The organism is Novosphingobium profundi (genome assembly GCF_020524485.1).
GTDB lineage: Bacteria > Pseudomonadota > Alphaproteobacteria > Sphingomonadales > Sphingomonadaceae > Novosphingobium > Novosphingobium profundi_A.
The window spans coordinates 234664-255316 of sequence record NZ_JAIVLF010000001.1 but is presented as its reverse complement, the minus strand read 5'-3'; the positions used below and the strand labels follow the sequence as shown (position 1 = coordinate 255316).

Here is a 20653-nt window from a genome sequence, read left to right as displayed (position 1 = left end):
TCCTTGCAGGGGAAGCTGTCACCAAGCGGGAGGGGCGGCTATTCGGATTGCGCAGCCAATGTGCGCGTTGGGAACAAAAGCCGCGCCTCAGCCCCTGCGCGGCGTGGCAGGGGCAGCACTGTCCCGAAATGGGTCCGCCAGCCGCGCGGCAAGATGCAGCAAGGCGCGGTCGCGCCCTCTCGCGCCGGTCAGCATCATGCCGATGGGAAGCCCCGCCGCGTCCTCCCCGGCAGGGAGCGAGATCGCGGGAAGACCAGCCATGCTGTCCGGGCGCGTAAAGCGGCTGAGCGTCGGGAATGCGGGCACCGCCTCCCCACACAGCGTGACCGTCTCGCCGCCGCCCAGCGACGGGGCCACCATCGGCACGGTGGGTTGCAGCACGGCATCGATGCCGCCTGCGAAAAGATCGGCGAAGGCGGCGCGCAAGGCGGGCCAGGTTGTCCCGATCGCCTCCTCATAAACCGCCTGCGGGACCGCGTCACCAGAAAGCGCGCTGGCCACCAGCTCGCGCACGTCCGCGCCTGCGATGCGCCCCAGGCTGGAGGCCAGATCGCGCCCGGTCAGGGCTGGAACGCTCGCGGTCAGGGAGCGTGCCGCCTCGAAAAGCGCGATGGGAAAGCCGCAGGCCTCATCGAGCGCGGTGATGCGCGACAGATCGCAAGGGACGATGCGCGCGCCCAGCGCTTCCAACGCCGCAACCGTGCGCGCAAACGCAGCCTCCACGGCGGGCTCGAGCGTGCCCAGCGCGTGACGGTCAGGCACCACAATGGTAGGAGACCCCGGCAAGTCTGGCTCCTCCTTCGCCTCCCCCGCGATCACGGCGTCGGCCCAGAGGATCGGCGCAAGCGCGCGCGCCATCAGACCCAACGTGTCGCGGCTGGGCGAGAGGCCGATAAGGCCCTCGGCCGGGTAGCGCCCGGTCGAGGGGCGAAAGCCGATCACCCCGCACAGCGCGGCCGGAATGCGCGCCGAGCCTCCGGTGTCGGTGACAAGGGCCAGATCGCCCAGGCCCAGCGCCAGCGCAGCGCCCGCGCCGCCGCTCGATCCGCCTGCGATCCCGCCCGGATCGTGGGGATTGGCGATGTCCCCGCTCCAGGCGTTGGCGCCCGTCACGCCGAAGGCCAGTTCGTGCAGCGTCGTGCGAATGGGAAAGCACGCGCCAGCCTGGCGCAGCCTGTCCACCGCGCCCGCATCGCGATCCGCACGGCACCCGGCAAAGAGCGGGCTCCCCGCCGTCCAGGATTGCCCGCGCACCGCAATGTTGTCCTTCACCAGAACGATGGGCGCGCTTCCCGGGGAAAGCGCGCCCTCCCGCGCATCGTGCGCGGCTATGGCGTTGAGCCCGCGCGCGGCGGCCAGCCGCCACGCGCTGTCTTCGCCAGCCCCGCTCACAGCGGCATCGTGACCGACTTCGATTCGGTGTAGAGGTTCTGCACCGCATGGCCCAGTTCACGGCCATAGCCCGACATCTTGTAGCCCCCGAAAGGCACCGCCGGATCGAGCAAGTTGTGCGCGTTGACCCAGACGTTGCCCGCCTTGAGCGTGCGCACGAAGCGGTTGGCCAACTGCAGGTTGCCGGTCCACACGCTCGCCCCCAGGCCATAGGCACTGTCGTTGGCCATGCGCGTCACCTCGTCGAGGTCATCGAAGGGCGTTGCGGCCAGCACCGGACCGAAGATCTCCTCGCGGTAGATCGTCATGTCGGGGCGCACGTCAGCAAAGACCGCCGGGCGCAGGAAGTGGCCGGGCCCATCGATCGCCTCACCGCCGGTGACCAGCCGTCCACCCTCGGCGCTACCCTTGTCGAGATAGGACTGCACGCGGGCGCGCTGCGTCGCCGAAATGAGCGGGCCCATCTGCGAGTTGGGATCGAAACCCGAGCCGACCGTAAAGCTGTCGGCGGCCTGAGCCAGCCCCTCGATCACCGCGTCGTAGAGCGGGCGCTCGACAAAGAGGCGCGAGCCGGCGGTGCAGACCTGCCCATGGTTGAAGAAAACCGCCTGCGCCGCGCCCTGCACGGCCATCTCGACGTCCGCGTCCTTGAGGATGACGACCGGCGACTTGCCGCCCAGTTCAAGCGACAGCCGCTTCATCGTGCCCGCCGCGCGCTGCTGGATGATCTTGCCCACCTCGGTCGAGCCGGTGAAGGCGATCTTGTCGACATCAGGATGGTCGACGAGCGCCTGGCCGGGCTCGGCATCGCCGGTGACGATGTTGACGACGCCCTCGGGGAAGCCCGCCTCGCAGATCAGCTCACCCAGGCGCAGCGCGCTGAGCGGTGTGTCCTCGGCGGGCTTGAGCACGACCGTGCAGCCCGCCGCCAGAGCCGGGGCAATCTTCCAGATCGCCATGACCAGCGGGAAGTTCCAGGGAATGATCTGGCCGACCACACCCACCGGTTCGCGCAGGGTGTAGGAGGTGAACTGGACGTCGGGCACGTAGGCAAAGGACGGTGAAATCGTGGTGCCCTCGATCTTGGTGGCCCAGCCCGCCATGTAGCGCAGCGAATCGATGGCGAGGTTGAGGTCGGCGTGGCGCGACATCATCAGGATCTTGCCGTTGTCGAGCGTCTCCAGTTCGGCAAACTCGTCGGCCCGCGCTTCCAGCATGTCGGCGAGCTTGAGCAGCAGGCGCTCGCGCTGCACCGGGCGCACCTTGGCCCAGTCCCCTTCGAAGGCGCGCCGCGCGGCGGCCACGGCCTTGTCGACGTCCGCCGCGCCGCCAGCGGGCACGCTGGTGATCTCCAGCCCCGTCGCCGGATCGCTCACGCAGATGGTGCGGCCCGACTGCGCTGCGCACCATTCCCCGTCGATCAGCATGCCCTTGGGGGCCGAGACAAAGGCACGGGTGGCCTCGGACAGAAGGGTCTTCTGGTCGATCATCTTGCTCATATGGACTCCGCAACAAACTCGAAGAAACGTGATGTCCCGAGCTAGGCCGCGAAGTCCCCCTGCCGCTATTCAGATCGCGCAGGCAGGAACCGGAATTGGCAGCGAAGTCGCGCAAAAGGAGCCAAGACAGAACACTTGACTTTTCAATTTATTCCAACATCCTGAGGTCATAAGTGGGGAATCAGAAATAGTACTGTCTCAATGATTTGACTGCCCGGAAGGGCGGCAGGGAGGAGTCATGCTAAGTTCGACTGGCATTTCGAAGCGCGCCGCGATGCGCGACTTCAGATCCAAAGACAAAGACGAGATTATTGACTTCGTAGGGAAAAGACTGGCGCCGCACGATCTGGACATCAGCAATCCGGGCGCCATGAACGTGCGGCTTCGCTGCATGAACGTCGCCGAGACGCAGCTGGTCGATATCCAGTACGGGTCCGAAGTCGTGATCGATCCGATCGATCTCGATTCCCATTTCCTGATTCACGCCGCGATCCAGGGCCACACCTCGGTCTGGTCCGAGGGCGTTCATGGGATCATCCAGCCCGACAACCTCTACATTACCTGCCCCGGGCACACGACGCGCATCCACATGACCGAGGATTCGCGCAACCTGACCGTGCGCATCGCGGCCAGCGCCTTCGAGGACTACCTCACCAAGTGCCTGCACATTCCGGTCAACCGCCCGGTGCTGTTCCATCCCGGCAACCAGAAGGGCCGCGAGCTGCCCCAGGTCTGGCGCAACCTGCTGCAGCATCTGATCCTGCAGATGGAGCTCGCGCCCGGGCTGATGTCGGTGCAGCACACCCAGCGCCAGTACGCGATGCTGATGGTGGAGATGCTGCTCAACCACTACTGCAACACCTATTCCGACCAGATTGCGCTGCATGGCAACGACGTCGCGCCCTGGCATGTGCGCCGCGCGCGCGAGATCATCCACGATTCGATCGAGGAGACGATCTCGGTTGCCGACCTTGCCATCCAGGTCGGAGTCAGCGTGCGCAGTCTCCAGACCGGATTTCGCCAGTTCCTGGGGCAGACCCCGGTCGAATACGTGCGCCGCCACCGGCTGGAAAAGCTGCACGCGACACTTGCTACCGGCAATCCGAAAGGCAGCGTGACCGAGATGATGCTCGACTGCGGCATCGTCAATTTCGGGCGCTATGCGCAGTACTACCGCCAGCAGTACGGATGCAGCCCGTCCGAAACGCTGCGCAACCACCGCGTCTGAGAAGCCCGCAAAAGCGGCGGTCCGCGTTCGTACCGGACCGCCCTTGCACCTGGCGCTCAGCGCCCCTTGGCCGCGGCGAGGTAGGCAATGATCTTCGCGCGTTCCTGGGCTGAGGGAACCTTCACCGCCATGCGGGTGCCCGGCACCATCGCGCGCGGATCGGCGAGCCAGGCATCCAGGCGCGCCTTGTCCCAGGCCCCCTTGGCCTCGGCCAGACCCGGTGAGTAGCGGTAGCCCTCGACCGAGCCGACCGCGCGCCCGACAACACCAGCAAGCGAAGGCCCATTGAGATTGCGCCCCGCTTCAAGCGAGTGGCAGGCCGAACAGGCGCGCGCGCCGAACAGCGCCTTGCCCGCCGCCAGGGTATCCTCGCCCGCCCGGGCCGAACCGGCTGACAAACACAGCGCCGCGAACGCCACAGCAGGCGCAAGACGGGACAGAGACGAAAGGGGGGGCTTCATCATCGCGGGGTCTCCATGTCGAAAATACGTCCGGGATTGAGAATGGCGTGCGGGTCGAGCGCGCCGCGCAAGCGCCGCATCAGCGCGATCTCGTCGGCACTGCGCGTGTGACCCAGCCAGCCGCGCTTGAGCAGGCCAATGCCGTGCTCGGCCGAGACGGTTCCTCCAGCCTCGCGCACGGCGGCATAGATCACGGCCTCGGCGGCGTGGCGCTGGTCCTCACGCGCCAGTTCGAGCGCGATGTGCAGATTGCCATCGGCAACATGGCCAAAGCAGACCATGCGCGTGAGGCCCAGTTCCTGCGCCAGTCGTACCCGGATCGTCTCCACCAACTCGCCGATCTGCGCGGTTGGCGCGCCGACATCGAACGGCTCGAACAGCGCCATGGTACGGGTGATCTCACCGATCGCGTCGCGGTAGGCCCAGAACCGGGCGCGCTCGGGACCGGACTGCGCCAGCAGCGCATCGCCCAGGATGTCCTGCGCCATGGCCTCTTCAAGCGCGGCGCCCAGAGCGCCGTCCTCGGGCCCCTCGGTCTCGACCAGGACGCAGCAAGGCCAGGCCTGTTCGAAAGGAGCACGCAGGTCCGAGACGGCAACGGCCTCCTGCATGAAGTCATCCCACATCGCCTCGAACGAGGCGAGACGCGGGCCCAGGCGCGCTTGCAGCAGCGCCAGCAGCCGTACCAGCGCTGTGTAATCGGGAAGCGCGCAAAGCGCTGTCTCGTGGCCCGCGACGGCAGGCTGCAAGCGCAGGAGCGCGCGCGTCACCACGCCCAGGGTCCCCTCCGCCCCGATCAGGAGATGCGTCCAGTCGTAGCCGGTGTTGTTCTTGAGCATAGGCTGCATGGCGCTGACCACGCTGCCGTCGGCCAGGACCGCCTCCAGCCCGAGCACGTGGGCGCGCATCATGCCGTGGCGAAAGACCTGGTGCCCGCCCGCATTGGTTGCGATCATCCCGCCGATGGTGCAGCTGCCGCGCGCGCCGATATCGACCGCAAGGCGCCACCCAGCCTCTGCCGCTGCATCCTGCGCCACCTGCAGCACGGTACCTGCTCCCAGCGTCATCGTGCCGCTTGTCGCATCCACCTCCTCGACCCGGTTCAGCCGTTCGAGCGAGAGCACCAGTTCGCCGGTTCGCGGCAGGGCCGCACGGGTGAGCCCGGTGCGCCCGCCCTGCACCACCACGGCCTGCCCCGCCGCATGGCACAGGCGCAGGACTTCGGACACGTCGCGGGTAGAGCCGGGACGGACCAGCCCCACCGGCGCGCCCGGTGTGCCGCCCGTCTCGTCATCGAAATAGCGCGGTGCGATGGCCTCGGGCCCCAGCACCTGCGCCTCGCCCAGCGCCGCGCGGAGGGCTGCCAGGATCATGCGGGCAAGGTTCCGTGCACGAAGGGCGGTACCAGCCCGCGCAGGCGCAGGAGCGCGGCAAAATCGCCCAGCCGTCCGGCGCGGTAGACTTCCGCGTTGACGCCCGCGTAGTCGTAGAAGCCTGCCCCATCGCGCAAGCCCCGGCGTTCCTCGGCCATGTTGCGCGAAACGATCTCGGGGGCCGCAAAGCGCTGCGCATCGACCTTCTCGGAGAGGTAGTTGCTGGCGTGGAACAGGATGTCGCCCCCGCCCCAGTCGATGAATTCGAGGAGCCCCAGCACCGCAAAGCGCAGGCCAAAGCCCGTGCGCACGGCCAGGTCCACGTCCTCGGCACTGGCAATGCCTTCCTCGACGATGCGCGCCGCCTCGTTCATCGCCAGCGCCTGGATGCGCGGGACGATGTAGCCCGGCGCGTTGCGGCAGACGATGGGCACCTTGCCCGCTGCGCTGAGGACGGCCTTCAGGCGCGCGACAACTTCGGGATCGGTGACCGAAGACGGCGCAAGTTCGACCAGCGGCATGAGATAGGCCGGATTGAGCCAGTGCGCGTTGAGGAAGCGCTCCGGCCCCTCGACCATGCCGACAAGATCCTCGGGATCGATGGTCGAAGTAGTCGAGGCGATGATGCAGTCGGGCGCTGCATGCGCGCAGATGAAGGCGAAGCCCTCGCGCTTGGCCTCCAGCGTCTCGGGCACGCCCTCGAAGACGATGGACGCGCCCGACAGGGCCTCGGCAGCTGTGTCGCGTCCGGCAAAGGCGACGCGCTCCAACGCGCCTTCCGCGCCCGCCCTGTCAATGAGCCCCAGCGCGACGAGGAACGCAAGGTCCGCCTCGATCTCGGCCATCGCCGCTGTACGCAAGGTGTCCAGGGCATCGGCGTTGCGGGGCTTGGCATCGACCAGCGTCACCGGCACGCCGATGGCCGCAAAGGCAATGGCGATGCCCCGCCCCATTCGTCCGGCCCCGACTGCGGCCACGGACCCGATGGTGGCTGGCGAAAGCGGGGCGCTGTGCTCGCCTGCCATATCAGATCCCCTCGCGCAGGTAGGTGGTCATCGCCGCACGGTCGAACTCGGCGAGGCCCAGGCGCTCCAGGGTGCGCCCTTCGGCGTAGAGATCGCGGCCCGTGATCGCGCTCGCCATGGCCAGAAGTCCCGAGGCAAGCGGCGCCTCGTGCCCGGCCCAGCGCGCGATCGACGTGATCATGCTAAGGCCAAGGCGCGTGTCTTCGACCATGTAGCGGTGACTCTGCAGATCGATCTTCTCACGCCAGTCGCCGCTGTCGGTGAGTTTTTCGTGCGCGGCATAGCCGTACATCCACTCCTCGCCGTCCTGCGGCCCGGCATGGTAATGGTCGGCGAGCGGAAAGTGCGGCGCGCCGTAGCCCAGCGCCTCGCGCAGGGCCATGCGCTCGGCATCGAGCGCGCTCGTCACCGCGCGGATCGAGGGCTGGGTTCCCTCGTTGTGGATGTCCCAGGCCGGGAAATGCTCCAGCGGCCCGGCGTTCATCAGGATCAGCGGGGGGTGGATGATCGGCCCTGCATTCATCAACCCGCCCGACAGCGCATCCTCGATCGGCTCGACCGCCGGGTAGACCTGTTGCAGCAGGGCGATGGCGCGTTCGGCGTTGCGGGCGGGAAACACACCTGTCGGCAGACGCGTGGCGTAGACGCTGATGACGATTTCGGCAGGCCCGTGCTTACGCACGAGATAGGGCAACGTGCCAGTTTCTGCGAAGCTGACATCGGCCCGGTTGCCCGCCGCGCGCGCGGCCTGGGCAAAGATGATCGAGCCCAGCGTGCCGGGCGGCAGGAACACGACCTGGCCGTCCTTCCAGTAGGGCGCGCAAGCCTCAGCGAGGTTCTCGTGGGTCGTCGCGGGCAGCGGGATGATGACCACTTCGGCCTGGCTGATCGCCTCCTCGAGCGAGGTGGTGGGATGGGCGATGACGACCTCGCGCGTGCCCTTGTGGTCCTTCACCTTGATCGCGCCGGTTTCCAGCACCGGCCCGAAGGCCTCGGCATCGCGCCTCCAGAACCAGACCTCGTGGCCCATTTCGCTCATTTCGACGGCGGCGGCATAGCACCCGTGCCCCCCGCCCAGAACGGCAACGCGCATTCGTATTTCCTTCCTGATCGCTTACAGGACCGATCTTGGGCGAAGGTCCGTGCGGGCTCTATTCGCTATCGGCAGGCGGGGTGCGAAATCCGCAGCAAAGGGCGTTGCGCAAGGGCGCTCTCAACGGCGCACAAGACGGGCAAACGGTGCGCAGCCGCGGCTCAGCACAAGCGCGCAGACCAGCGCCGCACCGCCGGTCACGCAGGCGAGCGAGGCGGCCACGCCACCGCCCTGCCCTGCGAACACCCGGTCATTGAGCAGACCGACGAAAAGCGCGCCCAGCGTCGATCCGATCAGCGAATTGCTGCACAGGAAGATCGCCGAGACGCGCGAGCGCATGGCTGGCGGCGCGGCCATCTGCATGACCGCCGTGGAGGGCGGCATGGGAAAGGAGGCAAAGAACATGAGCCCGCACAGCGCCGCGATCAACGCGGCGAAGCCATCGGCAAAGGGTAGGAGCGCGGCGAAGAGAAGCGTGCCCACCGCGCCCACGATTCCGGTCGTGAAGGGCGAAGCGAGATGCCCCTTGCGGGTCAGCACATCCATGATCCAGCCGCTGGCGAGCACACCGCTCACCCCGAAGACAAGCGCGATCATGCCAAGCCAGCCGCCCGCCTCGCCCGGGCTCAGGTGCTGCGTGCGCATAAGCAGCGCGGGCGCCCAACCCAGCAGCGCGAACAGGGCCATCGCCGCAAAGGTGTAGCCCACAACGTGGGGGATATAGATCGCGCGGTGCTCCCCCATGTGGGCGAGAACGCGGAGAAGGCCAGGCACCTGTGCCGCCCCGCCCGAACGGCCCGGATCACGCACGCTCAGCGCCATGATCGCGGCAAGGAGGAACCCGGGCGCGCCGACGATCAGGAAGACCAGCTGCCAGGCGCGCAGGGGATGGCCCAGCAGAGATACCTCGCCGATCCCGCCGACCGCCGCGATGACCGCGCCGCCCGCCAGAAAGGCCAGCCCTGCGCCCAGGAACGAGCCCATCGAGTAGACCGCATAGGCCCGCCCCAGCCGCTCCCTGGGGAACAGGTCGCTGATGAGCGAATAGGTTGCAGGCGAAAGACCCGCCTCGCCCGCGCCCACGAAGATGCGCGCAATGAACAGCTGGGTGAACCCGCGCGCGAGCCCGCACATGAGCGTTGCCGCGCTCCACACCGCGATCCCGACCGATATGACGAGAGGGCGCGAAACACGGTCGGCAAGGCTGGCCAGCGGAATGCCCATGGTCGCGTAGAAAATCGCGAAGGCCAGGCCATGGAGAAGGCCGAACTGGGTGTCGGAAATGCCGAGGTCCGCCTGGATCGGCCCGATCATCAGAGCCAGGATCTGGCGGTCCACGAAGGAGAGGACATAGGCCACCATGCAAATCCCGACGACGTACCAGCCGTTCTGAGCAGCTTGTCCTCCCGCCGCCGAATGCGCGCCGTCTTCGCCGATGCTTGCCATGCCCCTTGTCCCCCCTCGTGTGCTTCGCCCCCTGTCGGGGCGCGTTTTGGTTCAGCCTCAGCGCGCGCTCATGCGGTCGTTCGCGCGCTTGATCACATAGGCGCGGATCGCCTCGGTCTCCTGCGCGTCCAGTTCCTCGCCGAAGTTGGGCATGCCGCGCGGCTCAGCCACGCCCTCGCGCACGAAGGCGGCAAAGACACCCGCATCGGTGATCGCAGGCGAAGCGCGCAGGTCCGGGATACCGCCGCGATTGACCGCGGTGTCGCCGTGGCACATCCAGCAGCGTACGTGGTAGAGGTGGCGCCCCTGCGCGACCGTCGCCGCGCTGGCGTCCGAGGCAATGCGCGCGAGGGGCGCTTCGGGCGCGGGTGCCGGGATCGGCAGTTCGCCGTGTGCGCCAAGCCGGAAAGTCACCACCCGGTTGACGCGCGGGCGCTGCGCGTCCTTCAGCGCCACGCCCAGATTGAGCGGCAGGATACCCCCCCAGCCCACCGCGACCGAGACGTACTGCACGCCGTCCACCGCATAGGTCACCGGCGGCGCAACGATGCCCGAGCCCATCTGGCGCGCCCACAGCTTGCGCCCGTCTTTCGCATCGTAGGCGACAAATTCGCCGCTCGCGTTGCCCTGGAAGACAAGCCCGCCGGCCGTGGAAAGGACGCCCCCGTTCCAGGGCGTATCCATCGGCACCGACCAGGCCCGCTCGCCCTTGACCGGATCCCACGCGACAAGCGCGCCCTTCATCATGGCGGCGATCTGCTTTCGCACCTCGGGGTCCTCGGGCATGGAGCTTTTCGCCTCGTCCTGCCCGGTGTTCCAGCCGTGCGGATCAAGCGTGAAGGCCTTCGCGTCCCCGGCGACATAGCCATAAGGGATCTCGGCGGTCGGGAAGTAGACGAGGCCGGTCGCGGCATTGTAACTCATCGGCTGCCAGCTGTGCCCGCCTGCGGGCGAGGGCATCCCCAGGAACGGCGCGCCCTCTTCGCTGTAGCGCGCGGCGGGCACGATGTCCGGGCGGCCCGTCTCGGGATCGAGCCCCTTGGTCCAGGTGACAGGAACGTAAGGCGTCCCCGAAAGAAACTCCCCGGTCTCGCGGTCGAGCACGTAGAAGAAACCGTTCTTGGGCGCCTGCATCAAGACCTTGCGGGGGCGTCCTTCCCATTCCATGTCAGCCAGGATCATGTGCTGGGTGGCGGTGTAGTCCCATTCATCGCCGGGCACTTCCTGGAAGTGCCAGACATATTCGCCGGTCTCGGGCCGCACCGCGAGGATCGAGGAGACGAAGAGGTTGTCCCCCTCCCCTTGCGAGCGCACCTCGCGGCTCCAAGGCCCGCCGTTGCCCACGCCAATGTAGAGAAGGTCGAGCTGGGGATCGTAGACCATCGAATCCCAGGCCGTGCCGCCCCCGCCATATTTCCACCATTCCCCGCTCCAGGTCTTTGCGGCCATTTCCATGGCGGGACTTTCAAAGCCCTTCGCCGGGTCTCCGGGCACGGTGTAGATGCGCCAGGCCCGCTCCCCCGTCGCGGCATCGTAGGCACTGACATAGCCGCGCACGCCATATTCCGCGCCGCCGTTGCCGATCACGATGCGCCCCTTCACCACGCGCGGCGCGCCGGTGATGGTGTAGGGCCTGTTGCCCTCGGTGGTATCGACCTGCCAGACGACGGCGCCCGTCGCAGCCTCGAGCGCAATCAGCCGTCCGTCGAAGGCGCCCAGGTAGATGCGCCCCTCGTGGTAGGCGACGCCCCGGTTGACGACACCGCAGCAGCCCTCGCGCGCGGCGCTGCCGGGCACCTCGGGATCGTACTCCCAGAGCTTGCGCCCGGTCACCGCATCGAGCGCCAGCACCTTGCTCCACGCCCCCGTCGCGTACATCACGCCATCGACGACAAGCGGCGTACCCTCGACCCCGCGCAAGGTGCGCGTGTCGAAATCGGCGAACCAGGCAACGCCGAGGTCTGCGACATTATCAGAGGTAATGGCATCGAGCGGACTGAAGCGGGTCTCGGCGCCGTCGAGCCCATGGCTGGCCCAGTTCACGTAGTCGGGCGTGCGCCCCTGCAAGCTGCAACCGGCCAGTGCGGCAAGGAGCGATGCTGCCGCTCCTGCCGCCAGACCGCTGGCCCACACCTTTGCCCTGCTTTGCACCCTGTCCTGCCCCACGCGCACTCCCGCTCGCTGCCCTGCCGCGGCGACGTGCCGCAAGGAAGTGAGGCTAGGCCGCAAGGCGCGGGGCGAACTATGCGCAAGGCGAAGCGCAAAGCCGGTATTGGCACGAAACCGACAGGCTGATCTAGCAGGCCGGGATCAGGTGGAGGGGGTGTAGCGCTCGTTCGCGGTGACCGGAAAGAAGGCCGGGCTCCCGCGCCCAGTGGTGTAGACCTCGGCGCGCAGCCAGGCTTCCTCCTCGGCCCGCTCGGCCTCGGGAATCTCGCGCGACCAGAAGCGCAGCACCGCGTTCCAGCGGTAGCCGCGCGCCTTCAGCTTGTCCTTGGACTCAAACGGCGCATCCACTGCGTTGACCCGGTAGCTGGGCGCCTCGGAGCGCGCGACGAGATCGGCAAGGACGGTCCGCCCCTCGGGGAGGTCGTGGGCCAGGAGGTAGATCAGCGCGAGGATGTCGTTCTCCGCGCGGTGGCCTTCGTAGAACCAGCCGCACTGGAACACGAGATGCGCCAGTGCGCGGCCATCAAAGCCCAGCTCCAGCCAATCGGGCTCGGCCATCGAACAGGCCCAGGCCTTGCCCGCAAGCGCGGGCAGGCGCTTGTCGACGAAGGGGCGGTCGAAGGCGGCGTTGTGCGCGACGATAAGATCCGCCGAGCCAAGGATCTCGACGGCCGTCTCCTCGTCGATCGCCTCGTCCTTGAGAACCGCGTTGGTCAGCCCGGTAAGCTGGGTGATGCGCGGGTCGAGCTCGCGGCCCGGATCCTCGCGCCAGACACGCGGCTGGCCGACCTGGACGATGCGCCCCTCGGCATCGAAGCGGAAGCGCTGCACGGCCAGTTCGATGATGACCTCGCTCTCATGGTCAAGACCGGTCGTCTCGACATCGACCGCCACGCCCACGCGCGTCTCCACGCCGGGCCGGGGCGCGTGAAAACCCCGCACGCTCTGCAGCTTGCGCAGGACGCGGTAGTCGGGGCTCGTCTCGAGAAAGCGGGCGGCCCGCTCGAATTCGGTCTGGGTCGACAGGAGCGCAGAACTGGACATCGCCGGGGCGATAGCGCCCCCCATGCCGCGAGGAAAGGCTCTCTTGCGCCAAAGCGGAACAGGCCGGACGTGCCCCGCGCCCGGACGTGCTGGACACATGCCAAGGCCAGTGGTCGCGTCCAGCGGACGGTCGGGCGCAAGGGACGTTGACGCAGCCCCTGCCGCTACCCAACAGCGGCGCCTCGCTCCGGACCGCCGACCGGAACCTGCCTGCAGCCGCCGTGGCACCACGGCCGCGCCCCTTGTGGAAGATTGATCACCCGAATGCGTCTATCAGATCTGTTTGCCTTTCCCTCGCACGACATGGCCATCGACCTGGGAACCGTGAACACGCTTGTCTATGTCCGTGGCAAGGGCATCGTCCTCAACGAACCCTCGGTGGTGGCGCTGGAGACGCGCGGCGGCATCCGCCGCGTGCGCGCGATCGGCGACGAGGCCAAGCTGATGATGGGCAAGACGCCGGAAAACGTCGAGACGATCCGCCCCTTGCGCGACGGCGTGATCGCCGACATCGAAGTGGCCGAACAGATGATCAAGCACTTCATGAGCAAGGCCCACGGCCGACCGGGGCGCCTGCCGCGCCGCCCGGCCGTCGCGATCTGCGTGCCCGCCGGCTCCACCCCGGTCGAGCGCCGCGCGATCCGCCATGCCGCCCAGTCGGCGGGCGCCTCGCGGGTCTGGATCATCGAGGAATCGATGGCCGCCGCCATCGGCGCGGGGATGCCCGTTACCGAGCCCATCGGCGGCATGGTCGTCGACATCGGCGGGGGCACGACCGAAGTCGCCATCCTCTCGCTCAGCGGTCTTGCCTACAGCACCTCGGTGCGCGTGGGCGGCGACACGCTCGACGATTCGATCGCGCTGGCCATCCGCCGCAAGCACAACCTGATGGTCGGCGAAGTGACCGCAGAGCGCATCAAGATCCAGATCGGCACCGCTCGCGCGCCGGCCGAAGGACGGGGACGCACCATGCAGTGCAAGGGCCGCGACCTGGTGCGCGGCGTCCCTGCCGAGATCGAGATCAGCCAGGCCGAAGTCGCCGAGGCGATCTCCGAGCCGGTCAACCAGATCGTCGAGGCCGTGCTCAACGCGCTGGAGAACACCGCGCCTGAACTTGCCGCCGACATCATCGAGCAGGGCATCGTGATGACGGGCGGCGGCGCGCTCCTCACCGATCTTGCCGAGACCCTCTCACAGGCAACCGGCCTTCCCGTGGTGGTGGCCGAGAACGCCCTCTTCTGCGTGGCCGAGGGCGCAGGCCGCGCGCTGGAGGAAACGGTCTACCAGGGCGTTCTCAACGAAGCCTGAGCGCGCTGGCACGCACGCGAAGTCAGAAGGATACGCGACGGGCCATCGCCCTCGGGCTTGTGCGACCTTTCTGGAAAATGCGGACAGGGCGCTTGAGGAATTGCGCCTGTCCGCTACCACGTTCGGCACCGCCGATGGGGGCTCGGCGCAAGGACACCAGGAGGAATTGGCCCGTGACGACGTTTGGTGAGAGCCCAAGGATCCTGTCCACTCGGCAGATGCGCACGACCACGCGTCGCAGGATGGCGTCTGCCTGGGGCGTGATCACGGCAGGTCTCCTTTGCGCGGCCCCTACGCCCACCTTTGCCGCAACCACAAACCACGAGGCGCAGGTGTCGGGCGAAAAGGCTGATACCGGCGCCGAATTTCTGGCCAAGTACGCCGCGTGGGCGAAAGGCATCGAAGCCGAGGGGCAGGCGCGCGGGACACCGCTGACAGCCGAACAGACCGAACTTGCACGGCAGGTCGGCATTGCGCACCCCGAGAAGGTCCGCCTGGTCCATGTCGAGGCCGTGCCGTTCCCGACGCAGGACGAGGCCATGCGCAAGATGGGCGAAAGCCTCGGCTTCATCGGGCCCGGCATTACCAACAACGCGCAGGCCTTCGGGTATACCATCTGGGTGCGCGACGGGTTCACACTGGATCGGCCCAGCCTGGCGCACGAACTGGTCCACGTGGCCCAGATTGAACGCAGTGCGAGTTTCGATGCCTACGTGCAGCGCTACATGCAGGAGCTGCAGACCTACGGCCATGCCAGGATGCCGCTCGAAGTCGAAGCTTACGAAGCCAATCGCACCTATCGGTAAAACTGGCTAGGCTGGCGCGACCAAGGGTCCCGGCCCGCGATCCATTTCCTCCCCGCCCCTTGCGTGGGCCGCCGTGTCCCGGCTGCCGTACACGCCGCTATGGGTCCGTGCGGCCCGAGGCCTTGCGCCCCTGCCCGCAGACCGGGCACGCCCCGTGCAAAAATGGATTTGCTCTATTCATCCTGGATTGTTGCACATGCGAATGACTCGCGATAGCTGGTGCGAATAATTCGCAATATCATAGTGTGGGTGTCGAGGGGCGCCCATCCGCTTTCGCAAAGACCATCCGAAAAAGGGGCTGCCCGTGCGGCCTGCCGGATGACGCGCGATTGCGGCGCATTCGTATCCAGGGGGCCACATGCCGAAGACCAACCGCCACATCCTTTCCACCGCCTCGCTGCTCGCGCTGGCTCTGCTGCCGGCACAGGGCCATGCGGCCGATGCCGCTGCGGACGCCGCGACCGCAGCCAATGCGCAGTCGGTAGGCATGAACCGGGACGAGGCCGCCCCGGCGGACATCGTGGTTTCGGCCACGGGCTACGAACTCAATGTCCAGGACGCGCCTGCGACCATTTCGGTCATCACCGCCGACGAGATCAAGCAGCGCTCCTACACCGACATCACCGACGTGCTGATGAACGTGCCGGGGGTCCACATCCAGGGCGGCGGTGTCGAGCAGTCGGTGATGATCCGCGGCATGAGTTCGGACTACACGCTGTTCCTGATCGATGGGCGCCGCGTGCAGGACAACCAGGCCTTCGGCCTCAACGGCCAGCAGGCGGGCACCCCGATCAACTTCCTGCCTCCGCTCGATTCGATCGAGCGCATCGAGGTCATCCGCGGCCCGGCCTCCTCGCTCTACGGCTCGGACGCCATTGGCGGCGTCATCAACGTCATCACCAAGAAGGTCATCAACGAATTCGGCGGCAGCTTCTCCACCGAGTACATCAAGGCAGGTCCCGGCAATGACGTCACCAACGACGGCATCAACGCCAGCCTCGCGCTCAACGTGCCGCTGATCCGCGACCGCCTCTCGGTCCAGTTCACCGGCGGCGTGCGTTACCAGGACGAATCCGACTTCGTGGGCGGGGGAGACAGCGCTGCGGCCGATCCCGAATTCAAGCGCCGCAATGTCGGCGCCAAGCTCAGCCTGCGCCTCGACGATGACAACACCTTCACGGCAGGGGGCACCCACACCATCCAGGAGCGCACCTCGACGCCGGGCAAGAGCCTGGCCGAGGACGACGACCTGACGTTCACCAAGACCCTGCGCGACAACTTCTTCGCCACCCACGAGGGCACCTACGGCGACCTCATCTGGAACTCCTACGTCACCTACGACAAGTCCTCCAACCCCACCCGCACCAACGCGGAGACGGGCAACGGCGTCGATTTCGACACGCTGGTGGCCAATTCGCAGATGGCGATCAGCCTGGAGCGCCACAAGATCGTGGCCGGCGTCAACTACTTCCACGAAAGCCTGGAAGATGGCGCCACCAACGGTCTCAACCTGCCCGGCATGGTCGTGCCGACCGACATCGTCTCGATGACCCGCAACCAGTACGCCGCGTTCCTGGAGGACAACTGGGAGATCGTCGATGACCTCTCGATCCTGCTGAGCGGGCGCGTCGACCACAGCGGCGCCTTCGGCACGCGCTTCAGCCCCAAGGCCTACGCCGTGTTCCGGGCCACCGGCAACCTCACCGTCAAGGGGGGCGTGACCACCGGCTACAAGGTGCCGAGCCTGCGCCGCGCGGCGACCGATTTCGGCTCGATCTCGCGCGGGGGCGTCATCATCGGCAACCCCGACCTGATGCCCGAGAAGACGGTGAACTACGAGGCGGGCGTCAGCTACGTGAACCACGACCTCGGCGTTTCCTCCAGCGTCACGGCCTACCAGAGCAACTTCAAAGACAAGCTGATGCGCACGGGCCGCATCTGCGAGGCCGACCAGGTCTGCGAATACAACGGTACGACCTACCCCGCGCACCAGTTCGGCTACACCAGCTACATCAACGTCGACACCGCCGAACTCAAGGGCGTCGAATGGACGCTGGACTGGCGCGTGATCGACGGCCTGCGCTACCGCCACAGCTACACCTACTCCCACACCGAGCAGACCTCGGGCGACAACGAGGGACGTCCGCTCAACGACATTCCCAAGCACATGTTCAACGCCTCGCTGGACTGGGATCTCAATGACATGATCCGGGCCTGGGGCCAGCTCAACTACCGTGGGCGCACCTCGGGGCGCTCGACCAATTCGAGCGGGTCGCAGACCAACGGCTTCACCTACGCGCCCTACACCTTCTACAATCTGGGCTTCAACATCGAGCCCAAGGACGGCCTGCGCGTGAACCTGGGCGTCTACAACGTCACCAACAAGCAGGTCACGCCCGAGGACGGCTTTGCCTATGTCCTCGACGGCCGCCGCTTCAGCGCTTCGCTGATGGTGGACTTCTAAGAGCACGCAGGGGCGTATCCCGGGACACGCGGGCCGGGATACGCCCCCCCTGAATACGGGGTATTCATTCTTGAGGGTTGCACCCGATGCCCATCGGCTGCACTCGCTATTGCGAAATATTCGCAATAAATGATAGTCCTTCCCCCGACAGGACCATCACACCGCACCGGAAGGACCCCCATGCACGCAAGGACCAGCGAGGCGAAAGGAACGCGCCACACAGCTCCGGCCCCAACCCCGGGTACGGCACGTCGCCCTCGCAAGGCCCGCGCCTTCTGGATGAAGCAGCTCCACACCTGGCACTGGATCAGCGCCGCGCTCTCGCTCGTGGGCATGCTGCTCTTCACCGTCACCGGCTTCACCCTCAACCACGCCGCCGACATCCCGGCCGAGCCCGTGCGCGCCGAAATGGAGGGCGCCCTCTCGAGCCAGACGCTGCGCCTGCTGGACACCGAAGACACCCAGGCCCGCCCGCTGCCCCCGCCCGTCGCAGCCGCCGTGCGCGACATCACCGGCCTCGCCACAGCCGGGATCGAAGCCGACTGGAGCGCGCCGGGCGAGATCTACCTTGCCATGCCCGGCCCCGGCAGCGACGCCTGGGTCAGCATCGACACCGAAACCGGCGAGGTCCTGGCCGAACGCACCGACAGGGGCTGGCTCTCCTACCTCAACGATCTCCACAAGGGCCGCAACACCGGCTCGGCCTGGGGCTGGTTCATCGACCTCTTCGCCTTTGCGTGCCTGGTCTTCACCCTGACCGGCCTCGTCCTCCTGCAACTCCACGCGCGCAACCGCCCGCTGACCTGGCCGCTGACCGGCCTCGGCCTCGTGATCCCGCTCGCGGTTGCGCTTCTCTTCATCCACTGATCCGAGCGAAAGGCTTTTTGCACGATGCCACGGCTTGCAACTACCACCGGCGCCACCGCCCTTGTCGCAGGTGCGGCCAGCGCCTTGGCCGTCCCGGCGAACGCCGAGACGATCCGCGTCACCATCCCGCGCATCAAGGTCGCCGAGTACCATGCGCCCTATGTCGCGGCCTGGCTCGAACCCGAGACGGGCGGCGCGGCACGCACGATCTTCGTGTGGTACGACATCAAGAAGAAAGGCGCGGAACCGGGCACCAAGTGGCTGACGGACCTGCGCACCTGGTGGCGCAAGGGCGGTCGGCGTCTAAAACTCCCGGCGGACGGTGTGAGCGGGGCAACCCGCACGCCCGGCTCCTACGACATTCCCCTCCCCGCCAATCTTCCCAAGGGCGCCTATGTCCTCAAGGTCGAGGCGGCGCGTGAGACCGGAGGCCGCGAGATCGTCTCGCTGCCGATCACCGTGCCCGGCGCCAAGGGCACGGCCTCGGGCAAGACCGAGCTTGGCGCCATCACCATCCGCTGACGACGTCCGCTTCCCATTTCCTGTCACGTACCGGCCCGGGAAAGGGCCCAGAAAGGTTCTGCCATGAACTCCCGCACTCTCTTCTCGCGCCTCGCGCTCGCCTCGGGGCTGTCGCTGGCCTCGCTCGCGCTGACGACCAGCCCCGCCTCGGCGCACCGCTTCTGGCTGGTCCCCTCGGCGACAACGCTCTCGGGCACCGACCAGACGATCTCCTTCGACGGGGCGATCTCGAACGACCTGTTCAACCCCGATCACGTGGCCATGCCGCTCGAGATCCTCACCATCGTCAAGCCCGACGGCAGCAAGGGCGAGATGCTCAACGCCGCCAAGGCGCGCCACCGCAGCACCTTCGATGTCGCCATCGACCAGGAAGGCACCTGGTGGGTGGGCGTCACGCGCCAGGGCTACTTCGGCTCGTTCAAGCTGAACGGTGAGGAATGGCGCGTAGGTGGACGCGGGCGTCCGCGTCCCGGCGACAAGCGCGTGGACGGCGTCGACGCGATCCCCGATGGCGCCAGCGATATCGACCTGACAGAGAACCTCAGCACCAACGGCACCTTCGTGACCTCGGGCATTCCCGATACCGACGCCTTCACGCCGACCGGCAAGGGCCTGGAACTCCAGCCGCTGACGCACCCCGATGACCTTGTTGCGAACGAGCCGGGCCGCTTCCGCTTCCTCATCGACGGCAAGCCCGCCGCCGGGGTCAAGGTCACTGCGGTTCCGGGCTCCAAGCAGTACCGTTCGAGCGAAATGGTGACCACGGTCGAGACCGGCGCGGACGGCATCGCCACCATCGCCTGGCCGACGCCGGGCATGTACTGGATCGACGCCAAGGCCGAGGATGCGAACCCGGCCGAGCCGCGCGCGACCAGGCGCCGCATGGGCTACACCTTCACCGCCGAAGTGGTCGCCCCCTGAGCGCCAGGATCGACACCACCGGGGAGGACGGCGCCCGCATCGCCGTCCCCCTCGACATCTCGCCCGACATCCTCACCGGATGGCGCGAGGGCGCGCCGGTCCATGCCCTGGAGGGCGAGACCATGGGCACGCGCTGGAGCCTGAAGGCCCTGCTGGGCGAAGGCACCGCGCCCGCGACAATCGCCGCGCTCCTGCACGCACGGCTCGACACGCTGATCGACCAGCTCAGCCACTGGGAAAGCGACAGCGCCATCACCCGCTTCAACCGCGCGGAGGCGGGAAGCTGGCACACCCTCGGACCCGATTTCGCGCAGGTCATGGCCACCGCGCTGGACCTGGCCGCGCGCAGCGAAGGCACCTTCGACCCTGCCATCGGGGTACTCGTGAACCTGCACGGGTTCGGGCCACGCCCCGCCCCGCACCAGCCGCCATCCCGGGACGCCATTGCCGACGCGCTCGCCGTCTCGGGCTGGGCACGGCTGGAATGGGACGCCGAAACCTCCCGGCTCTACCAGCCCGGCGGACTGCACCTCGACTTTTCGGGCATCGCCAAGGGGTATGGCGTCGATGCCCTCGCCCAGACACTGGAGGAGGCGGGCCTGCGCCACTTCCTCGTCGAGATCGGCGGCGAGTTTGCCGGGCGCGGCCTGCGCCCCGATGGCGATCCCTGGTGGGTCGAACTCGAAATCCCGCCGCCTGCCCTCGCGCAGGGCATCGCGCCCTTGCGGCTGGCGCTGTGCGGGCAGGCTGTCGCCACCTCGGGCGACTACGTGCGCGGGTGCCACACGATCGACCCGCGCGACGGCCAGCCCGTCCACCATGTCCTGGCGCTCAGCGTGATCGAGCAGACGACGATGCGCGCGGATGGCTGGGCCACCGCGCTCGGCGTCCTGCCCCTGTCCGAAATCGAGGCGCTCGCCACGCGCGAGAACCTTGCGGTCCGCGCGCTCGTCCGCCGCGGCGAGGAAATCGTGGAATGGATCAGCCCTGCCCTGGCGCGCATGATGGAATGACACTGCGCCCCAGTTGTGCATA

17 protein-coding genes are annotated in these 20653 nt (G+C 67.6%); 8 read left to right on the top strand and 9 right to left on the bottom strand.

The window, feature by feature from the left end; translation table 11 throughout:
• Positions 1-87: 87 nt before the first annotated feature.
• Complete coding sequence (locus tag LC060_RS01095; protein ID WP_226631977.1) at positions 88-1392, bottom strand: amidase family protein; 1305 nt, start codon at positions 1390-1392, stop codon at positions 88-90.
• The gene (locus LC060_RS01090; RefSeq protein ID WP_319005393.1) at positions 1389-2891 is read right to left on the bottom strand and encodes an aldehyde dehydrogenase family protein; all 1503 of its coding nucleotides are present in this window, start codon (positions 2889-2891) and stop codon (positions 1389-1391) included. The genes LC060_RS01095 and LC060_RS01090 overlap by 4 nt, the downstream gene beginning before the upstream one ends.
• Before the next feature lie 238 nt (positions 2892-3129).
• Here LC060_RS01090 and LC060_RS01085 point away from each other — a divergent pair, with 238 nt between their 5' ends.
• Positions 3130-4119 (top strand): AraC family transcriptional regulator, encoded by a 990-nt coding sequence (locus LC060_RS01085; protein WP_226631976.1) that lies wholly within the window; start codon positions 3130-3132, stop codon positions 4117-4119.
• Positions 4120-4175: 56 nt separating this feature from the next.
• Here the strand turns inward: LC060_RS01085 and LC060_RS01080 are convergent, their stop codons facing one another.
• The 7 genes from LC060_RS01080 to LC060_RS01050 form a co-directional block, all read right to left on the bottom strand.
• Positions 4176-4583, bottom strand: a complete 408-nt coding sequence (locus LC060_RS01080; RefSeq protein ID WP_226631975.1) for a c-type cytochrome — start codon at positions 4581-4583, stop codon at positions 4176-4178.
• Positions 4580-5953 carry an FAD-binding oxidoreductase gene (locus tag LC060_RS01075; protein ID WP_226631974.1) on the bottom strand — a complete coding sequence of 458 codons (1374 nt, stop codon included), beginning with the start codon at positions 5951-5953 and terminating at the stop codon, positions 4580-4582. Before LC060_RS01075 ends, LC060_RS01080 begins: the two co-directional genes overlap by 4 nt.
• Entirely contained in the window at positions 5950-6978 is a 1029-nt protein-coding gene (locus LC060_RS01070; protein ID WP_226631973.1) for a 3-hydroxybutyryl-CoA dehydrogenase, read from the bottom strand. Before LC060_RS01070 ends, LC060_RS01075 begins: the two co-directional genes overlap by 4 nt.
• A 1-nt stretch (position 6979) precedes the next feature.
• On the bottom strand, positions 6980-8071 hold the full coding sequence (locus LC060_RS01065) for an NAD/NADP octopine/nopaline dehydrogenase family protein (protein ID WP_226631972.1): 1092 nt from the start codon (positions 8069-8071) through the stop codon (positions 6980-6982).
• A gap of 120 nt (positions 8072-8191) precedes the next feature.
• Complete coding sequence (locus LC060_RS01060; protein WP_226631971.1) at positions 8192-9517, bottom strand: spinster family MFS transporter; 1326 nt, start codon at positions 9515-9517, stop codon at positions 8192-8194.
• A 57-nt stretch (positions 9518-9574) separates the two neighbouring features.
• The gene (locus tag LC060_RS01055) at positions 9575-11650 is read right to left on the bottom strand and encodes a PQQ-dependent dehydrogenase, methanol/ethanol family (RefSeq protein ID WP_226631970.1); all 2076 of its coding nucleotides are present in this window, start codon (positions 11648-11650) and stop codon (positions 9575-9577) included.
• A 177-nt stretch (positions 11651-11827) separates the two neighbouring features.
• Positions 11828-12730 carry a 3'-5' exonuclease gene (locus LC060_RS01050; protein ID WP_226631969.1) on the bottom strand — a complete coding sequence of 301 codons (903 nt, stop codon included), beginning with the start codon at positions 12728-12730 and terminating at the stop codon, positions 11828-11830.
• Positions 12731-12994: 264 nt separating this feature from the next.
• Here LC060_RS01050 and LC060_RS01045 point away from each other — a divergent pair, with 264 nt between their 5' ends.
• The 7 genes from LC060_RS01045 to LC060_RS01015 all read left to right on the top strand — a co-directional run bounded on the left by LC060_RS01045 (position 12995) and on the right by LC060_RS01015 (position 20631).
• Positions 12995-14038: a rod shape-determining protein gene (locus LC060_RS01045; protein WP_226631968.1), complete on the top strand. Its 1044-nt coding sequence runs from the start codon at positions 12995-12997 to the stop codon at positions 14036-14038.
• A gap of 173 nt (positions 14039-14211) precedes the next feature.
• Positions 14212-14844, top strand: coding sequence for a hypothetical protein (locus LC060_RS01040; RefSeq protein ID WP_226631967.1), 633 nt, complete (start codon positions 14212-14214; stop codon positions 14842-14844).
• Positions 14845-15202: 358 nt separating this feature from the next.
• Positions 15203-17308, top strand: a complete 2106-nt coding sequence (locus LC060_RS01035; protein WP_226631966.1) for a TonB-dependent receptor domain-containing protein — start codon at positions 15203-15205, stop codon at positions 17306-17308.
• Positions 17309-17587: 279 nt separating this feature from the next.
• Positions 17588-18175 carry a PepSY-associated TM helix domain-containing protein gene (locus LC060_RS01030; RefSeq protein WP_226631965.1) on the top strand — a complete coding sequence of 196 codons (588 nt, stop codon included), beginning with the start codon at positions 17588-17590 and terminating at the stop codon, positions 18173-18175.
• A 24-nt stretch (positions 18176-18199) separates the two neighbouring features.
• Entirely contained in the window at positions 18200-18697 is a 498-nt protein-coding gene (locus LC060_RS01025; protein WP_226631964.1) for a DUF2271 domain-containing protein, read from the top strand.
• Between the two features lie 63 nt (positions 18698-18760).
• Complete coding sequence (locus LC060_RS01020; protein WP_226631963.1) at positions 18761-19618, top strand: DUF4198 domain-containing protein; 858 nt, start codon at positions 18761-18763, stop codon at positions 19616-19618.
• A gap of 122 nt (positions 19619-19740) precedes the next feature.
• A complete protein-coding gene (locus LC060_RS01015) occupies positions 19741-20631 on the top strand; it encodes an FAD:protein FMN transferase (RefSeq protein WP_226631962.1) in 891 nt (296 codons plus the stop codon).
• Positions 20632-20653 lie beyond the last annotated feature (22 nt).